Raw genomic sequence first — 20,056 nt, 5'->3', positions numbered from 1 at the left:
CCCGGCCATGGCATCGACCATCACGACCCCGGCAGCGGCCGACGACCGGGTCGCCACCCGGTCCGTGGGCGCACGCCTGCTGAGCCGTCCGGAGATCGGATCCCTGGTCGGCGCGGTGGTGATCCTGCTCTTCTTCGTGGTCGCCGCCGCTCCCTTCCGCGACGTCAACAACGTCGGGACGGTCCTGTACGGTGCCGCGTTGATCGGTGTCATGGCCGTCCCGGTCTCGCTGCTGATGGTCGGCGGCGAGTTCGACCTGTCGGCCGGCGTCGCGGTGACGACGGCCGGCCTGACCGCGGGCATCTTCGCGTACCAGTTCAGCGTCAACGTGTGGGTCGCCATGTTCGTGTCGCTGGCGCTGGCGTTGCTGATCGGCGCCTTCAACGGCTGGCTGCTGATGCGGACCGGTCTGCCGAGCTTCCTGGTGACGCTCGGCACCTTCTTCATCCTGCAGGGCCTGAACATCGCGGTGACCCGGCTGACGTCGGGCGCGGTCGCGTCGAACTCGATCAGCGACATGGACGGGTTCTCCTCGGCCCATGCGGTGTTCGCTTCGCAGTTCAAGCTCGGCGGGATCACGATCAAGATCATCATCGTGTGGTGGGTCGTCTTCGTCCTGATCGCCGCCTGGTTCCTGCTGAAGACCAAGGTCGGCAACTGGATCTTCGCGGTCGGTGGCGACGCCGCCGCGGCCCGGGCGGTCGGTGTGCCGGTGAAGCGGGTCAAGATCGGCCTGTTCCTGGCCGTCGGCTTCTTCGCCTGGTTCTTCGGGATGCACCTGCTGTTCGCCCAGAACGGCGTCGTGCAGTCCGGTGAGGGTGTCGGCAAGGAGTTCCTGTACATCATCGCGGCGGTGGTCGGCGGCTGTCTGCTCACCGGCGGCTACGGATCCGTGGTCGGCGGCGCGGTCGGAGCGCTCATCTTCGGCATGGTTCAGCTGGGCGTCGTGTACGCCGGCTGGAACCCGGACTGGTTCAAGGTGTTCCTGGGCGTGATGTTGCTGCTGGCCACGATCGTGAACCTCGTCGTCAAGAAGAAGGCGGAAGCGCGATGACCACCACGAGCAGTTTCGACGCCGAGGCGGCCAGCGGGCCGACCACCCCGGTGGTCCACCTGGACCAGGTCGGCAAGAGCTACGGCAACGTGAACGCGTTGCGCGGGGTCTCGCTGGCCGTCCGGCAGGGTGAGATCACCTGTGTCCTCGGCGACAACGGCGCGGGCAAGTCGACGTTGATCAAGATCATCGCCGGCCTGCACGAGCACACCGACGGCACGCTGTCGGTGAACGGCGAGCAGCGCCGGTTCAAGTCGCCGCGGGAGTCGCTGGACAGCGGGATCGCCACCGTCTACCAGGACCTGGCGCTCGCGCCGCTGATGTCGGTCTGGCGGAACTTCTTCCTCGGCAACGAGATCACCAAGGGGTTCGGCCGGCTCGACATCGGCGAGATGAAACGGATCGCGGGCGAGGAGCTGACCAAGATGGGGATCGCGATCCCCAACCTCGAGCAGCCGGTCGGGATGCTGTCCGGCGGTCAGCGCCAGTGCATCGCGATCGCCCGGGCGATCTACTTCGGCGCCAAGGTGCTGATCCTGGACGAGCCGACCGCGGCACTCGGCGTCAAGCAGTCGGGGGTCGTGCTGAAGTACATCGTGAAGGCACGGGACGCCGGGCTCGGCGTCGTCTTCATCACCCACAACCCGCACCACGCGTACCTGGTCGGCAACCACTTCGTCGTGCTCAAGCTGGGCCGGGTGGCTCTGGACACGCATCGTGCCGACATCACGCTGGAGCAGCTGACCAACGAGATGGCCGGTGGTTCCGAGCTGGAGGCGCTCAGCCACGAGCTGCGGGACATCGACGCGGGTGCGGTGGCCCGGCCGGTCGACGGGCCGGCCAGGATCCAGTCCCCGCTGGAGAGCACATGACCCAGGACCTCAGGATAGGCATCATCGGCGTCGGCGCAATGGGCGCCGACCACGCCGACCGAGTCGCCCGCCGCATCTCAGGCGCCCGCCTGGTAGCCATCTCCGACCCAGACACAGCCCGAGCCGAGGCACTAGCCGCGGCCCTGAACAGCACATCAGCCTCAACTGGTACGGGAGGCGCTGGCGCGGCTGCAGGCGGTGGGCCGGGAGCGGCGGGCACCGGGGCACCGGGAGTGGGTGGTGCGGGTGGAACGGCGTCGGCGGCCGGTACGCCGGGCTCCGCCGATGCGGGCGGGCCGCCGCCCGGCACTCCCGGCACCCCCGGCACTCCCGGCACTCCCGGCAGCCTCGGTGGTGGCGGGGTGCGGGTGATTGGGGATCCGGTGGCGTTGATTGGTGATGCGGAGGTGGATGCGGTCATCATCGCTTCGCCGGGGTTTGCGCATGGGGAGCAGTTGATGGCTTGTTTGGAGCATGGGAAGCCTGTGCTTTGTGAGAAGCCGTTGACGATGGATGCCGAGTCGGCGCTGCGGGTGGTCGAAGCGGAGCACAAGCTCGGGCGGTCGCTGATCCAGGTCGGGTTCATGCGCCGCTTCGACCCGGAGTACGCGCGATTGAAGCAACTGCTGGACTCCGGTGAGCTCGGCCGGACGTTGCTGCTGCACAACGTGCACCGGAACAAGACGGTCCCGGCGACGTTCCGCAGCGAGATGATCGTGCGCGATTCCCTGGTGCACGAGGTCGACGTGGCGCGCTGGCTGTTCGACGACGAGATCGTCCGGATCACCGTGCATGCCCCCAAACCGACCAGCCTGGTCGCCGAAGGGGTGCTCGACCCGCAGTTCGCGGTCTTCGAGATGGCAGGAGGCGCCCTTGCCGACGTGGAGGTGTTCGTGAACTTCCAGGTCGGCTACGAGGTGCGATGCGAGGCCGTCGCCGAGAGGGGCAGCGCGACGATCGGTCTCGGGGTCGACGTACTGACCAAGCAGGCCGGACACTGGGGTGGCGCGATGCCGGCGGACTTCCGGGTCCGGTTCGGGCTCGCGTACGACATCGAGGTCCAGCGCTGGGTGGACGCCGCGGCGAAGGGTGAGATCGACGGCCCGACCGCCTGGGACGGCTACGCGGCGGCGGCGGTCTGCACGGCCGGCGTCCGGTCCCTGGAGGAAGGCCGCCCGGTCGAGGTCGAGATGGTCGCCCGCAACGAGGTCCTCGGATGAAGAAGACGGAATCACCGAACGAGCGAGGGATGTAGCTGTGAGCATTGAGCGAATCACCCATCTGGTCGGCGGAACCCCGTGGACGGGCGTCTCCGAGCGGACCAGCAAGGTCTACAACCCGGCCACCGGCGAGGCGACCGGTGAGCTCGACCTGGCATCGGCGGCCACCGTCGACGAGGTGGTGAAGGTCGCCCACGACGCCTCGAAGGCGTGGGGCACGATCTCGCTCACCAAGCGCGCCCAGGTGCTGTTCGCCTTCCGCGAGCTGCTGAACGCGCGCAAGGAGGAGATCGCCGCGCTGATCACCGCCGAGCACGGCAAGGTGCTCTCGGACGCGCTCGGCGAGGTCACCCGCGGGCTGGAGGTGGTCGAGTTCGCGTGCGGCATCCCGCACCTGCTCAAGGGCGGTTTCAGCGAGAACGTCTCCACCAACGTCGACGTCTACTCGATCCGCCAGTCGCTCGGCGTCGTCGCGGTCATCTCGCCGTTCAACTTCCCGGCGATGGTGCCGCTGTGGTTCGTGCCGATCGCGATCGCCTGCGGCAACAGCGTGGTGCTCAAGCCGTCGGAGAAGGACCCGTCGGCGGCGAACGCGGTCGCCGCGCTGTGGAAGGAGGCGGGTCTGCCCGAGGGCGTGATGAACGTCGTGCACGGTGACAAGGAGGCCGTCGACCGGCTGCTCGAGCACCCCGACGTCAAGGCCGTCTCCTTCGTCGGTTCGACGCCGATCGCGCGCTACGTCTACGAGACCGGCACCAGGAACGGCAAGCGGGTCCAGGCTCTCGGCGGCGCCAAGAACCACATGGTCGTACTTCCCGACGCCGATCTCGACCTCGCCGCTGACGCCGCGGTCAACGCCGGCTTCGGCTCTGCAGGTGAGCGCTGCATGGCGATCTCGGCCGTGGTCGCGGTCGAGCCCGTCGCCGACGACCTGATCGCGAAGATCCGTGAGCGGATGGCGACGCTGAAGACCGGCGACGGCACCCGCGGCAGCGACATGGGCCCGCTCGTCACCGGACCGCACCGCGACAAGGTCGTCGGGTACGTCGAGGCAGGGGTCGAGGCCGGCGCGGAGCTGGCCGTCGACGGCCGCGAGGGTCCGTTCGACGGTGGCGACGACGGCTTCTGGCTCGGCCCGACGCTGTTCGACAAGGTCACGCCGGACATGTCGATCTACACCGACGAGATCTTCGGCCCGGTGCTGTCGGTGCTGCGCGTCCCGTCGTACGACGCGGCGCTGGACCTGGTGAACTCGAACCCGTACGGCAACGGCACGGCGATCTTCACCAACGACGGCGGCGCCGCCCGGCGGTACCAGACCGAGGTCGAGGTCGGCATGGTCGGCGTCAACGTCCCGATCCCGGTGCCGATGGCGTACTACTCGTTCGGCGGCTGGAAGAACTCACTGTTCGGCGACACCCACGCGCACGGCACCGAGGGCGTGCACTTCTTCACCCGCGGAAAGGTGATCACCTCGCGCTGGCTCGACCCATCCCACGGCGGCCTCAACCTTGGCTTCCCGACGCACGACTGAGTCATTCGCCATGTCCATCAATTACCCGGCTGAGGACTTACATGGTTACGCACGGTCTTCCTTTGAGATAACCGACCTGCCACATCTCGCCACACACCAGCCGGCCAGCTGAGTAGGTCCAGTTCACGCGCTCGAATCTGAACGCACACTGCCCTCCGCAGACAATGCTTCTCGCCCACCGATTGGGTGTCCCGGTGGGGCCGAAGTAATGGAAATCCCAGACTGATCCACTCGACGGGTATTGCAAATAGACGGTGGCCTGCCGAACGTAGGTTCCGGTACGCCAGACGGTGATGCAGACGTCGGAAGTGCAGACGGTCTTGGTCGTTTCGGCCAGGGCCGGCTGAGTCGATACCGCGAGCGTGGCGAACGTTGCAATTGCGATTGCGGCGGCGCGTTTTCTGGTGGCGGACATAGCTGATCATCTCCCGAAAGTCAATTGCCTCACCGCTTCGCACGGTACACCTCGGGGTGCACATAGGCCACGGACCGCCATGAATTGAATCCGCCGGGCCAAGGAATTTGAATCTGTGGCCAATGAATTTGGATCTGTGGCCAATGAAATTGCCGGCGGCTACTTCCGAGTGATCCGCGCAATCCAGTCTGAATGGACTTGCAATACGGTCACGAGACGATGCTGTAGGCAGCGAAGTCATACAGGGAGTAGCCGTACGTCGTTGCGCGGTCGACGCCCTGCAGGCGTAGATAGCGACCGGTCGCGTCGAGCCAGACGGTGTCGGTACCGCCGTCGCCTCCGGTCACCTCGGCCGCCGTCGTCCAGGTCGAGCCGTCGTCGGAAACCTCCAACCGGTACGCCGATCCGAAGGCCGCCTCCCACTGGAGCACCACCTTGCCCACCCGCGTACGAGTACCGAGATCGACCTGCAGCCAGGAAGCATTGTCATACCCGGAAGCCCAGCGCGTGCTCGGATCGCCGTCGACGGCGAGGTCCGGCGTGAAGGACGTGCCGGGCTCGACGCTCGACGCGGTGGCTGGTCGCTTGAGCAAGGCGTTGGTGGTGGAGGTCTTCGGGCGGACCGACGCCGTCAACGTGCTGGTGTAGGCGGCGCTGCCGACCGTGAAGGTGACCGGGATGGCAACGGACGTGAGAGGCGCGTCAGCAGGCGGCGTCAGCTCGATGGGAACCGTGCGGGCGAAGCCACGGGCCACCTGCAACTGTTGGTCGGCAGGCACCTTCCACCCAGGCGGCGCGGTGATGGAGAGCGTGCCGGCAAGCTCGACGGGTGCGGACAGCTCGACGTTGACGGTCGTGGCCTGCCCGCGAACGACGTCGGTGTCATTGACCGCGATGGTCACCGGCGCTACGTCCGCCCACCGCGGGATCACCTCGGCAATCTGCGGCGTAGTGCTCCCGTCCTTCCACACAAGGCGAATCGCCTCCGCCTGAAGGCCGCCAAGGTCCAGCTCGGTGTACGCCCTGGTCACACGACCAGCGGGACGCCACTGGCCGGCCACGCGAACCTCTACCTCAGCAGAGCCCACCGCAGCCGTCCGCTGGAGCACGGTCACCGCCGCGAGCGCTCGGGGCGCCGACAGGGTCGCCACCAAGGCATCGCCGGCTACTGGCGCTTTGCCCGCCACATAGGCGGTCTCGACGTTGCCATCGACCGCTGCCCGGTACGACGAACCGGCGGCAGGCGTCGGCGTACCGGCGACCGTCAGCTCGGTCCTGCCGCCGCCGAGAGTCTGCACGGAGAACTCCCGAACCACGACCCAGAAGTCGTCCGCCGCCAGCGCCCGGTACCGGACATAGCGCGCCTTGGTCCCAGCCGGTGCTGTCAAACGAACCTCGGCCGTCGTGGCGCGGGTCAGCTCGGTCCAGTGGGTCCCATCGATCGAGTACTCGAGGGCGCCGGACTGGATGTAGTCGTTGACGCTGCCCGGTTTGCCCATCAGCAAGGCGATGTCGCCGATCGGGGTGCTCTCGCCGAGATCGACCCGCACCTCGGAGTCCGGCCCAGGAGTGCCGTTGCTCCAGAAGAATGTGTTCAGATCCCCGTCGACCATCCGTGCAGGCACGTTGTCCTGATAGGTGCCGAGCGTCGTCGACGCGGTTCGTGCCGGGACGACGCCGAGCCAGCGATCCTGGACGCGGCCGATCTCGGCGAGCAGTTCGTCGACCACGCGTTCGCCGATCCGCGGATACGTCCCACTGTGCGGCAGCCGGCTGTCCCGGATCGCCTTGGCCTGTGCGACCAGCGCGTCGATCTCCTGACGGGCTGTCCAGGCGCGAGCGCCGTTCCCGTTGTCGAGGGTGGTGAGCAGATCGAGCCCGCGCAGCATTGCCTGGCCCCACAGTTCGGTTGCCTTGAGCCACGACTCCGCCTCGGCGGCGAAGGCCGGGTCGGGCACGCCGGCGCGGATCGTGGCCGGCGCCTCGGCGACGGACTTCACCACTGGCCGGAGTACGGCGATCGCCTCGGCCCGGTCGCCCGCGCGCCAGGTCTGCCAGAAGGTGTCGATCGCTGCCTGCAGAACCGGAGCACTCTGCGGGTGGAGCGTGCCGTCGTACGTGTTGAGGTCGGCGAACACCTTCAGGGCGTTGATCGTGCGCTGTTCGCCGTCGGATCGTTCGGCCAGGGCGCGAAGCCAGGACGCTTGTTCGTCGTACAAGGCGGGGTTCCAGCCGAGTTCGGCGAACGAGTAGAGCGCGGTCTTGCTGACCGCGGCCTGGTTCATCGGGTTCGAGATGATGCCGACGACGTCGGCGGCGAGGGCCGGCTCACGGCCGCTGTACGGAGCGAGCAGCAGCCGTCCGGCCGCGTAGTCATTGACCGGGTAGTTGTCCCAGATCAGGATGTTGTGCCCGAAAACCGCCTTCGCGGCAGCGGCCTGTGCGGCTGTGATCGTCTGCGGAACCACGCCGACACCGGTCCAGTGCACAACGACATCGGGGTCCAGCTGCTCCCGTAATGCCTTCTTGTAAGGCGTTTCCGACACGTTGTAGTACTCCGTCGGCACCATCTGCAGCGGCGCGACATCGGGCTTTGTCTCGACCCACTCGCGCTGGACGCGGTTCAGCAGCTCACTCTGCGCCCGGCCGGCGGCGGCTCCGCCGGTCCCGTACTTCGCCCGGTCGGCGTCACAGTGCCAGGTGCTGTAGTCGATGTCGTCGAGCGGCACGTTGAACGACCGCCCGCCGAGCGCGTAGAGCGCCTCGAACTTCGCGATCAGCGCCTGGAAGTCCGGCTCCGAGGTGTAGCAGATGTCGAGCCCGGGGGAGAGCGCGAAGGTGAAGTCGACCTTGTTCTGCCGGGCGCGACCGACGAGTTCGCCCAGCTGCGCGAGCTTGTCAGCGGGGTAGGGCTCGCGCCACTTCTCCCGGTGGTACGGGTCGTCCTTCGGCGCGTACTCATAGGTGTTCATCCGGTGCGCGCCGAGGTAGTCGACATGATCCAGCCGGTCGGCCTGCGACCAGGGCGTGCCGTAGAAGCCTTCGATCGAGCCGCGGTACCGCATCGTCGGCCAGTCCCTGATCGAGATGCCAGGCATCCAGTCGGTACCGCTGTGCCGGGTCTGCACGAGTTGGGTGAGCGTCTGCGCGGCGTAGTACGTGCCGTCGGTGTCGACGCCATCCAGTACTACCTGGCTGCGCCCGCGCTGATCCCGCCCGGCGGCCAGCACGTACCCCTCGGCCGGCAACCCGGTACTGCCGCCGACCTGCAGCGCATCCAACGGCCCGTCGCCCAGCCAGACCGTGGTAGGCGTACCTGGGTCGGTGCCGTCGGTGGTCTTCACCTCAGTCACACCGGCCCGCTCGAGCACTTGCCGCACGACCCGTTCACTGTCCGCGTCGGAGTCCTTGCCGCGCACCAGTCCGACCACGGAGGTCAGGGCGAACCCGTCAGTCCGGTTGGTCACTTGCTGGGGCTGGGGCGAGACCAGCCCGGCAGCAGGGCCGGCGTACGACGTACTGGCGGCAGTGCCCGCAGAAGAGGCGAAGGGCGCGATCAGACCGACGACGGACAGCAAGAACAGCGAGCGACGACGCACGGGAGTCTCCTCAGGACTGGGCGGCTCCAGATAGTTAGCCACTGTGCATAAGTGCGCGTCAAGGCGTCATTGACACAAATCTGAACGTTTAAGTAGAGGTGGTGAGGGCGACGAGTTCGTCGACGAAGGCCTCGTCGAGCCGCCCACGGGCTACGAAGGCCTGGTAGAACAGCGGCCCGATCAGCGCAGCGAACTGCGCGTCACTGAGCGGGCCGGTGATCCTGGCAAGGGCTTCCTTGCGGACCGCCGCCAGGCGTTGAAGTGCGGCGGCGGTGCCCGCATCGCGCTCTGCCCGGGCGATCAGTGCAGTCAGCACCGACGCCGTCTCCGAGGTGGCCAGGTTCTTGCGTAGTCCGTGGAGAAACTCTGGGATGCCGGCCGGAGTGACCGTGTCGTCGATCCGGGTCACGTAGTACTCGAGGGTGAGGTCGACCAGCAGTTGCTCGGGGGTCGCCCAATGCCGGTAGAGCGTATTGCGCGAAACCTGCGCCTGTCGCGCCAGCGCGCTGAAGGTCACCGCCTCGGCGCCCTCGGCCAGCAACAGTTCTCGGGCGCAAGCCAGGACGTGCTGCCTGGTCCGCTCGATCCGGGGATCCGCTGAGGTCATGGAGTTATGGTACAACTTGTTCTATAAAGTGCTACTTGTCCCACACTGAGGAGTGGTGATGGCGAGGACGGTGATTCGCGGGGCCCGGGTGTTCGACGGGCAGGGTCTGACCGAGCCGCGGGAGGTGGTGATCGACGGTGGCGTGATCTCCGCCGAGGCGGGCGAGCTCACCGGAGCCGAGGTGATCGAGGCAGCGGGATCGGTCCTGCTTCCCGGTCTGATCGATGCGCATCTGCATCTCCATGGCCCGGAGACGCTCGACAAGTTGCTGTCCTTCGGGGTGACCACTGGACTCGACATGGCTTGCTGGCCGGCCTCGCGGCTGCGCTCGCTGCGCGACCTACCTGGTGTTACCGACATCAGGAGCGCCGGGCTGCCGGTCATCGGCACAGGTGGACGGCATGCCAAGTTCCTGGGTGCGTCCGCTGATGCCTACGCCGGTACGCCGGAGCAGGCGGTCGACGCGGTCCAGCGACGGGTGGCGGACGGTTCCGACTATCTGAAGCTTGTCCTCGAGGCGCCAGGAGAAGGTGGTCCTGACCAGGCGACCGCAGCGGCACTGGTGGTGGCAGCCCACGACGCCGGGTTGCTGACGGTCGCGCATGCGGCCACTGTGGGCGCGTACGACGTAGCGATCGCAATCGGCGTGGATGTGGTCACGCATGTGCCCTTCCGAGAGCAGTTGCGGCCGGATCAGGTTGAAGCGCTGGCTGCTGCCGGGCGGGTCGTAGTACCGACGTTGACGATGGCTGAAGCTGTCAACAAGTTGCGGGGAAGCGCTGAGCTCTTCAAAGCAGCTCTGGAGTCCGTTGCTGCTCTACATGAGGCGGGTGTGCCGCTCCTGGCTGGCACGGACGCCAATGCTCAGCCAGGTGTGCCGCCGGTCGAGCACGGCAGCAGCCTGCATCGCGAACTCGAGTTGCTGGCTCAAGCGGGCCTGAGCAATGCCGAAGCGCTCTATGCGGCGACGGCCGGCCCAGCGAAGTACTTCAAGCTGGCAGACCGTGGTGTTGTCGAGCCAGGTCGTCGGGCGGATCTCCTGTTGATCGCAGGAGATCCCCTGACGGACCTGTCGGCCACCCGGGACATCACCAGGGTGTGGGTGGCTGGATAGCGGTGGTCGGCCGGGGCTGAAGGCCGGCGTCGCGGTAGCAGGCGTCGATGAGTTCCATCGTTGCGTGGGCGTCGTCGGCGTCCGTGATCAGCGGGGCGCCGTTGCGGAGGTGTGCGGCGAACGCTTCCAGCTGGTACGTGTAGGAGGACTTGGTGCCGAGTCGCTCGACCCAGGTGTCCTCCTTGGTCTTCACCGTGACCCGGTCGTCCAGGTGCGGGAGGACGAAGCTCGGCGCGAACGCCTCACCCCGGGTACCGATGATCCGCAGGCTGAAGTCGAGTTCCTCACCGGCCATGCTGGTCCGCACTGCCCCGGTAGCCCCGTTGGGGAACACCAGGTCGGCGTTGAGCCACTCATCCACACCAGGAAGCCGTTTGCGCTCGCCCGCCCGTGCACTGGCTAGCTTCGGCGCGCCACCACCCCAGGGCGCGAGCATCCGCTGCGCATGCAGCGCATAGCAGCCGACATCCATCACTGCTCCACCAGCCAGGGACAGCGACCAGCGCGGGTCGTCGTCAGCCGGTGGCGGCATCACCATGGTCGCCTCGACGTGCTGCAGCTCACCGAGCTCACCCTTCGCCAGCAGCTCATGCAGCCGCCGCGTCACCGGGTGGAAGACGTAGTGGAAGCCCTCCATCAGTACTACGCCCTGCTCGCGCGCAGCGTCACGCACCAAGGCAGCCTCGGTCGCATTGCTCGCAGAGGGCTTCTCGGTCAGTACATGCTTGCCGGCGGCAATCGCCCGGAGGTTCCACGGACCATGCAGCCCGTTGGCGAGCGGGTTGTACACGACCTCCACCTCCGGGTCGTTGATCACGTCGTCGTAGCTCGCCAGCACCCGCTCCACCCCGTGCTCGGCGGCGAACGCCTCCGCCCGGCCGGTATCCCGGGCAGCGACCGCGACCAGCCGGGCGCCGGTCAGCCGGGCCGGTTCGGCGATCGCGCGGCCCGCGATCCGGGCGGCGCCGAGGATTCCGATGCGAAGCGGTTCCATGCATACTCCCTTGCTCAGATGTCATCCGTACGGCGGCGTACAGAGTGTTCGTCGAGGGCCTGCTGCAGCCGGATGTCGGGCCAGTCCTCGGCGAGGGCTTGGCGGACCAGGTCGGCCTGGGTCTGGGGAGCGAGACCGCCGATCGGCCGGTCCCGGTCCAGGTTGGTCGGGAAAGCGTATCCCTCGGCGCTCGCGGCGATGACATTGTCCAGATCGAAGGCGTCATCCTGCCGCAGAGTACGCAGTACCGGATAGAGGGTGACCGCCATCCGGACCCGGTCGACGCTCTCCATCGCCCGGCCGAACGCGGACGAGATCTGCAGCAGGTTCGCCATCCGGAAGATGCCGGTCGAGTGGTTGCTGCCGGCCGCGTGGAACAGCGCCGGGTTGAAGAACACCGCATCGCCCTTGGCCAGCGGTAACTGCACGTGATGAGCAACGAAGTGCTCGCCGAACTCGGGCTGCCGCCAGGCCAGGTACCCAGCTCGTACTTGTGCGAGTGCGGCAGATAGAGCGTCGGCCCACTCTCCACCGGCATGTCACAGTGCGCGACCGCCCCCTGCAGCGTCAGCACGCTGGACAGCTTGTGCACGTGAGCAGGGTATTGGGCGGCGACGTCGTTCGACTGGAATCCGAGGTGGTAATCGCGGTGCACCGTCTGACCTTCACCTCCCGGATTCACCACGTTCACCTGCGACGTGACCTGGTACGCCGGGCCGAGCCACGCCTTCGCCGTCAACGCGAGCAGATCGTTGGAGTAGTAGGCGGCGAACACCTCCGGCGCCCGGAGTGCCAGCTTCTCCAACGCGTTCCAGACCCGGTCGTTCGCACCCGGCTTGGCGAAGTGGTCGCCTGCCGCGGTCCCGGCCCGGTGCTGGTCGTCGATCATCGCGCGGAACTCGGCAGTGGTGGCGTCGACCACATCATTGCCGAAGGCACCTTTCAGGACGACGATGCCCGGGCCCTCACTGAGCGCCTTGGCGAACTCGGCCTGGACCTCCAGCGGGTCCTCCTTGCGGATGCGCGCGGCGTCGTACAGCGGGACCTGCTGCTCGATCGCATCGGCGTACGGGTAGTCGGCGGGGTCGGTGCCGGTACGCAGTACGGCGAGCAGGTCTTCCAGGCGAGCGTCTTCGGGCTTGAGCCAGGTCATCGGTGGGGCTCCTCTCGCGGCGGCGCGGTTGTGCAGCGGGGGACGAGGGTCGGGGGGATCACCACTGGGGTGGTCGGTGGCGAGCCGGTCAGGCGGGAGTGCGCGGTGGTGATGGTCTGGGTGGCCAGCGCTGCGGTGTTCTGGGCAATGGTGGTGAGGTTGAGATGGGAGAGACCGGCGATTGCGGTGTTGTCGTAGCCGACCACCGAGAGGTCCGCGGGGATCTCCAGGTGGGACTGGCGGATGGTGTCGAGGAAGCCTGTCGCCGCGCGGTCGTTGAAGAGGGTGACGGCGGTGACCGGCGGAGGGTCGTTGAGGAAGGTCTTGGCGGCGTCGGCTCCGTCTGCTTCGGTGCGACCGCCGGGTTGGACGCGAGCTTCGAGACCGGCCTGGCGGACCGCCTTGCGATAGCCGGTACGCCGCTCCGCCGCGCCCGGCGTCTTGCCGCCGTCGATGTGCAGGATGCGCGTATGACCCAACGACAGCAGGTGTTCCACGGCAAGCCGCGAACCGGCCGAGTCGTCGGTCCGTACTACGTCGACGCCGGCCGCGCGGACGTTGCGTCCGATCGCGATGACGGGCTGTGATTCGGCCAGCGTCGACAGGGCAGATGCCGGGAGCTGTGGTCCGAGGAGGATCAGCGCCTCGCAGCGGTAGTCGAGCAAGGACTGCACGGCGCGCGACTCGGCGCGCGACGGGGCGACGGCGCTGAGCGTGAGGTCGTAGCCCGCGGCTTCCGCAGCGGAGTACAGGGCCTCGACCAGGTCGCCGTGGAAGGGAGCCCGTACGTCGAAGGTCACGCCGAGCAACCGTGTCCTCGTACGACCGAGCAGCCGGGCGCGGTGGTCGGGCCGGTAGCCCAGCTCGTTCCCCGCTGCCAGCACCCGGGCCCTGGTCGCGTCGCTGGCGCCGGGCGCGTCGCGGTACACGATCGACACCAGTGCGCGCGAGACCCCGGCCAGCCGGGCGACATCCTCCATCGTGGCGCGGGACAACGGATTACCTCCAGCTGGTCCGAGACGATTACGCCGCAGAACTCTTGACGGGCCCATCAAAGCAGTGTTCGCTAGCTCGTGACTAGAGCGCTCTAGTAGATGTTGCTACTACTAGTAGTTGCTCGTCACAACGGGGCACACCAGACGTCATGAGGAGATCGACCACATGCGTACCGACCATGGGCTGCAAGTCATCCGGATCGCTCTGATCGGCGCCGGCCGGATCGGGACCATGCATGCGGGCAACGTCGCGCGCCGGGTGCCGGCCGCCGAGCTGACCGCGGTGGTGGACCCGCGGGTCGACGCGGCCGAGAGTCTCGCGGCGAAGTACGACGCCCGGGCGTACCCGGACATCGACGACGTGCTGAAGGATCCCGAGATCGACGCCGTCGCGATCACCTCGATCGCCAAGGTGCACAGCGAGCTGGTGGTCCGCGCCGCCGAGGCCGGCAAGGCGATCTTCTGTGAGAAGCCGGCCTCGCTCGAGCTGGCCGAGATGGACCGTGCGATCGCCGCGACCAAGCAGGCGGGTGTCGTCTTCCAGGTCGGCTTCAACCGGCGCTTCGCGAGCGACTTCGCAGCCGCGCACGCCGCGGTGGTCAACGGCGACGTCGGTACTCCGCAACTGATGCGCTCGGTCACTCGCGATCCCGGCTGGCCGGGTGGGATGAAGCATGCGGCCGGCATCAAGCCGTGGACGATCTTCCGCGAGACGCTGATCCACGACTTCGACACGTTGCTCTGGCTCAACCCCGGCGGCCGGCCGGTCGAGGTGTACACGCGTGCCGATGCGCTGGTCGCCCCGGAGTACAAGGAGACCGGGCTGATCGACACGGCCGCGGTGATGCTCAGCTTCGACAACGGCGCGATCGCGACCGCGGAGGCGAACTTCTCGGCGCTCTACGGGTACGACGTGCGCGGTGAGGTGTTCGGGTCGAAGGGGATGGTGACGGCCGGGCGGCACGCGAACAGCCCGATGCTCCATTACGGCGAGCGCGGGATCAGCCAGCAGACGCTGCGCAGCGACGAGGAGATGTTCACCGACGCGTACGTCGCGGAGATGTCGCAGTTCGCCGACGCGATCCGCACCGGCTCGGCTCCGCCCGTCACCGGGGAGGACGCCCGCAACGCGTTGCGGGTCGCGCTGGCGGCGATGAAGTCGCACGAGGAACGCCGGCCGGTCCAGCTCGACGAGCTCGGATGAGGCTTTCCGGCCGCCCCTAGATTGGAAGAGATCTGATCAAATCGATGCTTCGACTCGACGGTGCGCCCCCGACCCTCCAAGATGTGCCCATGAGCACCGTCCAGGTCAGCGTAGATCGCACCAGCCGCACCCCGCTTCACGTACAACTCGCGCAGCAGCTCGAAGCGGCGATCCAGGGCGGTGACCTGCCGGTCGGTTCCCGGCTCAGCAATGAGGTGGACCTCGCGGAGGCGTACGGCCTCAGCCGCCCCACCGTCCGCCAGGCGATCGCCCGGCTGGTCGACCAGGGCCTGCTGGTCCGCAAGCGCGGCGTCGGCACACAGGTCGTCGGCAACTCCGGTCAGGTCCGCCGCAGCCTCGAACTGACCAGCCTGTACGACGACCTGGCCGCGGCGCACCGTAAGCCGCAAACGGAGGTACTGCGCTTCGGTATCGCCCCTGCGACCCCAGACGTCGCCGTAGCCCTTCAATGCGAGCAGGGCGATCGCGTACTGCGCCTGGAGCGGCTCCGTCGCGCCGATGGCGAGCCGCTGGCCCTGATGCGCAACTGGCTGCCCCCGGAGATGCTCGACACCGACCCGAACACGCTGGCCGAGCGCGGACTCTATGAGCTGCTCCGAGCCGAGGGGGTCCGGCTGAAGGTGGCGCACCAGACCATCTCGGCCCAGCCCGCCACACCAGAGCAAGCCCGGCTCCTGATGGAAGAGCCGGGCTGCCCGCTGCTGGCGACCACACGGATCACCTACGACGACCACGGTCGCGCGGTCGAGTACGGATCGCACCTGTTCCGCGCCTCCCGCTACGCCTTCGAACACACCCTCGTCCACCGCTGACCCACCCCTCAGAGGGCCGGCGGCGGACGAGAGAGCCTCTTACTTCTTGGTGCCGGGGAACTTCCAGTCCTTGTCGCCCGCCATCTCCAGCAGCTTCTCGACGCTGATGGCCGGCCTCGGCCGGGTGTGCTTGGAGCCCTTCTCCCCGACCGCGTTGTAGCTGGTGATGCTGATGTAGCGGCCGTCGGCGTAGCGGATCACGGCTGTGTTCCCCAGTACGCCCTCCTTGGCCTGCCGGGCGTCGCTGTACTCAGGGGAGTTCTTGTCCCAGCCGGCCACACCGCCGCCTGGCAGGACCTTGCAGTGGTTCGGCGCCCCCTCCACTCCGCACTTCTTGATCATCGGCACCTCATAGGTGACGAAGGCCTCGACGTACGACTTGCCCTTGCCGTCGTCGACGAGCACAGAGGCTGCGTTGTAGTCGTCCGGAAGGCCACCCCGGGTTGTCGGCTGAGTGACCTGCAGGCCCTTCGGCAGTACGGCCCTGAGCGTCTGGAGGGTCTGCTGGACCGGTACCGGCGGCTTGCTCACCCCGGGGCTCGTCGGCTGGGGCTTGTCCGGGGTGTTCGACTCCACCAGCTTCGGCGGGAAGCGCCAGGCCCTGCTGTCCACCATGCCGATCAGCTCGGCTGTGGTCAGCGCAGGCTTGGCACGCGTCTTCTCGACCGTCACAGCGCCTTTGCGAGTCACTGTGCTTCCGTTGAAGCTCGACAAGACGATCGACTGACCGCTGGGGCGGACCACGTAGACGTGATTGAAGAGCACACCAGCCGCCCGCTCCTCGATTTCCTCGTTCATGACCGTGAGGCGAGAGCCGTCGGCGCGGGTCGTACAAGTGCCTGGCTTCTGGTTGGAGCAGCCCGAATCGTTGGCCGGTGGCCTGATCGCGAGGCTGAGCAGCGACAGGCCCTTGCCGTCGTTGACGAGCAGCTCCGCCTGATAGCCGCCGCCGTCGTCCCAGACCTGGGCCTTGGCGACCTTGAGTCGGGCCGGCAGGAGCTTGATCAACGTCGCCTTGGTCTCGTTCAGGGTGGCCGGCTTCGGTGCCTGCTGGGTGATCGTGGTCGACTGCTTGGTCGTCGTACTGGCTGCCGGCGGCGGGGCGTCCTTGGCGAAGAGCTGGTTGCCGCCGACGATGACGGCCGCGGTGGCGACCACGGCCGTGGCGCCGGTGGCGGTGAACAGGGCGGTGCGGCGGCGGCGCAGGGTGAGGCCGCGGGCCATGCCGCGTTCGACCAGGTCGGTGGACTCGGGTTCGAGGTTCTCGGTGGCCCGGCGCATCAGCTCGGGCAGGGTGTCGTTCAGGTTCTTCATCGGGGTCCTTCTTCTCAGAGAGCGATCAGGTGGTCGACGTCCGAGCCCAGGACGGCGCGCAGCCGGTCCAGGGCCCGGGACGTTCTGGTCCTGATCGCACCGGCGTTCTTGCCGAGATCCAGCGCGACCTGTTCGACGCTGCGATCTTCGAAGAACCGCAGCACCAGCACCGCACGGTCGAGAGGGGCCAGCTCGGCCAGCGCGTTCTGCAGCGAGATCCGCAACGCCGGATCGCCCGGCCGGTCGGCCCGCTCCGGCATCGAGGACACCGGCTGCTCGCTCCAGCTGCGCCGGCGCCGTTGCGAGATGAAGGTCCTGGCCAGCACCGTCTGCGCGTAGGCCGGCGGGTTGTCGATCCGCTGCAGGCCCCGCCAGGCCCGGAACATCTTCGCGAGCGTCTCCTGGACCAGATCCTCGGCGTGGTGCCGGTCCCCGGTCAGCAACCAAGCCGTCCGATACAACTGTGGCGTTCGCGCCCTGGCGAACTCCTCGAAGTCGTCCGTCGTAGATCTCATCCCGGCCTCTCCGTCGTGGTCTCACCTGTACGACGCCCCACCCGCCCGCCCGCGTTACACCCCCGAGTCTCACCCCCACCCGGGTCTCCCACCCCGTCCACCTCACTGCCCCCACCCACCCGCCCGCCCACCCAACCCACCCGCCCCGCGCCCCGCGCCGCGCGCCGCATTTCGGGGGTTAACCCCTCAGGTGGTGGGTTGTCACCACTGGTTCAGAGGTGGCAACCCACCATTGCGGGGGTTAACCCCCGAAATGGGGGACGGGGTGGGTGCAACAAGGTGCAACGGAATGGACCTGGGGTGAAGGGGCGGATACGTTCGGTGAGCCTGTGTCGTGGCACGGTTATCCACAGGCGGTCGGGACCGGGTGGCGCTGGTGGACCCCGGGTTGAAAGGATGTCGCTCAGGGTGACCGGCCGGGTCGCCGTCCGAGACGCTCACGGGGAGACGATGACAGCCGACAGACTTGCCCCGCGCCGGTACGTCGGCGGCGACGCGGTCGAGCTGATCGACGCCCAGGTCCGCGACCTGGTCCGGCGCGAGGGCATCGACCCGCTGCGCAACCCCGGCGCGGTGAACGCGATCGTCGCGACGGTCGTGAAGGAGTACGACGAGCGCAGCCTGACCGGGATCGTGCCGCCGATCGGCGACCTGGAGGCGGTCAGCCGTGAGGTGCACGACCGGGTGGCCGGCTTCGGCCCGCTGCAGCGCTATCTCGACGACCCGGCGGTCGAGGAGATCTGGATCAACGAGCCGAGCCGCGTCTTCATCGCGCGCGAGGGCCGGCACGAGCTGACCACCACGGTGCTGACCGAGGAGGAGGTCAGCGACCTGGTCGAGCGGATGCTGAAGACCACCGGACGGCGGATCGACGTCTCCCAGCCGTTCACCGACGCGCGGCTGCCCGACGGCAGCCGGGTGCACATCGTGCTCGGCGGCATCACCCAGCGCTATGCGGCGATCAACATCCGCAAGTTCACCGTCCGGGCGACCCGGCTGGCCGATCTGGTCGCGCTCGGTTCGCTGACCCAGCACGCCGCTGCCGTGCTCGACGCGTCGGTTGCGTGCGGTCTAAACATCCTCGTCTCCGGCGGCACGCAGGCGGGCAAGACGACGATGCTGAACGCGTTGTCCGGCTCGATCCCCGGCAGCGAGCGGGTGATCAGCTGTGAAGAGGTCTTCGAGATCAAGCTGCCGATCCCGGACTGGGTCTCGATGCAGACCCGGCAGGCCGGTCTCGAAGGGACCGGCGAGGTCCGGTTGCGCGACCTGGTCAAGGAGTCGCTGCGGATGCGGCCGTCGCGGGTCATCGTCGGAGAGGTGCGCGGCGAGGAATGCCTGGATCTCCTGCTGGCGCTGAACAGCGGCCTCCCTGGCATGTGCACCATCCACGCGAACTCGGCCCGCGAGGCGCTGACCAAGATGTGCACGCTGCCACTCCTGGCCGGGGAAAACATCGGCTCCAGGTTCGTACTGCCGACCGTCGCGGGCTGTGTCGACCTGGTCGTCCACCTCGGGATCAGCCACGACGGTCAGCGCCGGGTGCGCGAGATCCTCGCGGTCAGCGGCCGGATCGAGGGCCAGGCGATCGAGACCGAGAACCTGTTCGCCACCGTCGACGGGCAGTTGCGTCGCGCCGAGGGACAGTTGCCGCACCCCGAGCGCTTCCTCCACCGCGGGTACTCGCCGGCCGGGCTGCTCACCGAGTTGCCGGGAGGTGTGAGCTGATGGGGCTGCTGCTCGGTCTCTTCTTCGGTATCGGCGTACTGCTGATCATCTGGACCTTCATCGCGCCGCGCGAGGCCAAGGTCAGCACTGACGGCCGTCTGGTGACTCGCAGCCGGGATCTGCTGGCGGCGGCGGGGGTGGAGGGCGTCACGCCGGCCGCGTTCATCGGGGCTTGTGTGATCACCGGGTTCGTCGCGTTTCTGCTGATGTTCCTCGTCTCGGCTGCGTTGCCGATCGGGCTGGTGTTCGGCGTGATGGCGGGTGGGGCGCCGGTCGCCTTGCTGAAGGGGCGCGCCCGCCGGCGGCTGGCGGAGTTCCGCGAGCTGTGGCCTGACGTGGTCGACAACATCGCGTCCGCAGTACGGGCTGGTCTGTCGTTGTCCGAGGCGCTGGCCCAAGTGGGGGAGCGCGGGCCGCTGCCGTTGCGGGAGCCGTTCCGGCGGTTCGGTTCGGACTATGCGTCGACTGGGCGGTTCGCGGATTCGCTCGACCGGCTGAAGGCACGGCTGGCCGACCCGGTCGGCGACCGCGTAATCGAAGCGCTGCGGATCGCCCGCGAGGTCGGCGGTGGCGACCTCGGCCGCCTGCTGCGTTCCCTCTCCAGCTTCCTGCGAGACGACGCCCGCACCAGATCCGAACTGGAAGCCAGACAATCCTGGTCAGTCAACGGAGCCCGAGTAGCCGTCGCCGCCCCCTGGCTGGTCCTCGCGATGCTCTCCTTCCAAGGCGACGTCATCCAGCGCTACAACTCCCCAGTAGGCGCCCTGATCATCGGCACCGGCGCCGTCGTCTGCGTCCTCGCCTACCGCCTGATGCTCCGCATAGGCCGCCTCCCCGAGCCAGAACGGGTCCTGCGATGAGTCCGACAGTCGACACCTCCCTCCTTCTCCCGACGCTTGGTGGGG

At 67.9% G+C, this 20,056-nt stretch carries 16 protein-coding genes and 1 pseudogene; 9 read left to right on the top strand and 8 right to left on the bottom strand.

Annotated features, from left to right (window positions below; translation table 11 throughout):
* Positions 1 to 7 precede the first annotated feature (7 nt).
* The 4 genes from ACIA12_RS17285 to ACIA12_RS17270 are packed head-to-tail and all read left to right on the top strand — an operon-like array spanning position 8 to position 4,680.
* Complete coding sequence (locus tag ACIA12_RS17285; protein ID WP_396367973.1) at positions 8 to 1,054, top strand: ABC transporter permease; 1,047 nt, start codon at positions 8 to 10, stop codon at positions 1,052 to 1,054.
* Positions 1,051 to 1,926, top strand: coding sequence for an ATP-binding cassette domain-containing protein (locus ACIA12_RS17280; RefSeq protein WP_396367972.1), 876 nt, complete (start codon positions 1,051 to 1,053; stop codon positions 1,924 to 1,926). Before ACIA12_RS17285 ends, ACIA12_RS17280 begins: the two co-directional genes overlap by 4 nt.
* Positions 1,923 to 3,146: a Gfo/Idh/MocA family protein gene (locus ACIA12_RS17275; RefSeq protein ID WP_396367971.1), complete on the top strand. Its 1,224-nt coding sequence runs from the start codon at positions 1,923 to 1,925 to the stop codon at positions 3,144 to 3,146. The genes ACIA12_RS17280 and ACIA12_RS17275 overlap by 4 nt, the downstream gene beginning before the upstream one ends.
* 37 nt (positions 3,147 to 3,183) lie before the next feature.
* Positions 3,184 to 4,680 carry a CoA-acylating methylmalonate-semialdehyde dehydrogenase gene (locus ACIA12_RS17270; protein WP_396367970.1) on the top strand — a complete coding sequence of 499 codons (1,497 nt, stop codon included), beginning with the start codon at positions 3,184 to 3,186 and terminating at the stop codon, positions 4,678 to 4,680.
* 624 nt (positions 4,681 to 5,304) lie between these two features.
* Here ACIA12_RS17270 and ACIA12_RS17265 read toward each other — a convergent pair.
* Both ACIA12_RS17265 and ACIA12_RS17260 read right to left on the bottom strand, forming a co-directional pair.
* Complete coding sequence (locus ACIA12_RS17265) at positions 5,305 to 8,694, bottom strand: beta-N-acetylglucosaminidase domain-containing protein (RefSeq protein WP_396367969.1); 3,390 nt, start codon at positions 8,692 to 8,694, stop codon at positions 5,305 to 5,307.
* Positions 8,695 to 8,782: 88 nt separating this feature from the next.
* Positions 8,783 to 9,301 (bottom strand): TetR/AcrR family transcriptional regulator, encoded by a 519-nt coding sequence (locus tag ACIA12_RS17260; RefSeq protein WP_396367968.1) that lies wholly within the window; start codon positions 9,299 to 9,301, stop codon positions 8,783 to 8,785.
* 58 nt (positions 9,302 to 9,359) lie between these two features.
* On the opposite strand from ACIA12_RS17260, the gene ACIA12_RS17255 reads away from it, so the two are divergent.
* The gene (locus tag ACIA12_RS17255; protein ID WP_396367967.1) at positions 9,360 to 10,415 is read left to right on the top strand and encodes an amidohydrolase family protein; all 1,056 of its coding nucleotides are present in this window, start codon (positions 9,360 to 9,362) and stop codon (positions 10,413 to 10,415) included.
* Here the strand turns inward: ACIA12_RS17255 and ACIA12_RS17250 are convergent.
* From ACIA12_RS17250 to ACIA12_RS17235, 4 genes and pseudogenes are all read right to left on the bottom strand, one after another.
* Entirely contained in the window at positions 10,390 to 11,409 is a 1,020-nt protein-coding gene (locus tag ACIA12_RS17250; protein ID WP_396367966.1) for a Gfo/Idh/MocA family protein, read from the bottom strand. The two genes, ACIA12_RS17255 and ACIA12_RS17250, sit on opposite strands and share 26 nt — an antisense overlap.
* A 14-nt stretch (positions 11,410 to 11,423) precedes the next feature.
* Positions 11,424 to 11,837, bottom strand: a complete 414-nt coding sequence (locus tag ACIA12_RS17245) for a phytanoyl-CoA dioxygenase family protein (protein WP_396367965.1) — start codon at positions 11,835 to 11,837, stop codon at positions 11,424 to 11,426.
* Between the two features lie 110 nt (positions 11,838 to 11,947).
* A pseudogene (locus ACIA12_RS17240) lies at positions 11,948 to 12,562 on the bottom strand (phytanoyl-CoA dioxygenase family protein); the annotation flags it as partial.
* On the bottom strand, positions 12,559 to 13,557 hold the full coding sequence (locus ACIA12_RS17235; RefSeq protein ID WP_396367964.1) for a LacI family DNA-binding transcriptional regulator: 999 nt from the start codon (positions 13,555 to 13,557) through the stop codon (positions 12,559 to 12,561). The pseudogene ACIA12_RS17240 and the gene ACIA12_RS17235, both read right to left, overlap by 4 nt.
* Before the next feature lie 166 nt (positions 13,558 to 13,723).
* Between ACIA12_RS17235 and ACIA12_RS17230 the strand changes: the two genes are divergently transcribed.
* Together ACIA12_RS17230 and ACIA12_RS17225 are read left to right on the top strand one after the other, a co-directional pair.
* Positions 13,724 to 14,761 carry a Gfo/Idh/MocA family oxidoreductase gene (locus tag ACIA12_RS17230; protein ID WP_396367963.1) on the top strand — a complete coding sequence of 346 codons (1,038 nt, stop codon included), beginning with the start codon at positions 13,724 to 13,726 and terminating at the stop codon, positions 14,759 to 14,761.
* Between the two features lie 89 nt (positions 14,762 to 14,850).
* On the top strand, positions 14,851 to 15,594 hold the full coding sequence (locus ACIA12_RS17225) for a GntR family transcriptional regulator (protein WP_396367962.1): 744 nt from the start codon (positions 14,851 to 14,853) through the stop codon (positions 15,592 to 15,594).
* A 39-nt stretch (positions 15,595 to 15,633) separates the two neighbouring features.
* Here the strand turns inward: ACIA12_RS17225 and ACIA12_RS17220 are convergent, their stop codons facing one another.
* The gene (locus ACIA12_RS17220; RefSeq protein WP_396367961.1) at positions 15,634 to 16,908 is read right to left on the bottom strand and encodes a hypothetical protein; all 1,275 of its coding nucleotides are present in this window, start codon (positions 16,906 to 16,908) and stop codon (positions 15,634 to 15,636) included.
* 14 nt (positions 16,909 to 16,922) lie between these two features.
* A complete protein-coding gene (locus ACIA12_RS17215; protein WP_396367960.1) occupies positions 16,923 to 17,423 on the bottom strand; it encodes a SigE family RNA polymerase sigma factor in 501 nt (166 codons plus the stop codon).
* A 450-nt stretch (positions 17,424 to 17,873) separates the two neighbouring features.
* Here ACIA12_RS17215 and ACIA12_RS17210 point away from each other — a divergent pair, with 450 nt between their 5' ends.
* Positions 17,874 to 19,151: a CpaF family protein gene (locus tag ACIA12_RS17210; RefSeq protein ID WP_396367959.1), complete on the top strand. Its 1,278-nt coding sequence runs from the start codon at positions 17,874 to 17,876 to the stop codon at positions 19,149 to 19,151.
* Positions 19,151 to 20,011 (top strand): type II secretion system F family protein, encoded by an 861-nt coding sequence (locus ACIA12_RS17205; RefSeq protein WP_396367958.1) that lies wholly within the window; start codon positions 19,151 to 19,153, stop codon positions 20,009 to 20,011. The genes ACIA12_RS17210 and ACIA12_RS17205 overlap by 1 nt, the downstream gene beginning before the upstream one ends.
* Positions 20,012 to 20,056 lie beyond the last annotated feature (45 nt).

This window comes from Kribbella sp. NPDC051620 (assembly GCF_044453825.1).
GTDB lineage: Bacteria > Actinomycetota > Actinomycetes > Propionibacteriales > Kribbellaceae > Kribbella.
This window is presented reverse-complemented; position numbering and strand designations above follow the sequence as displayed.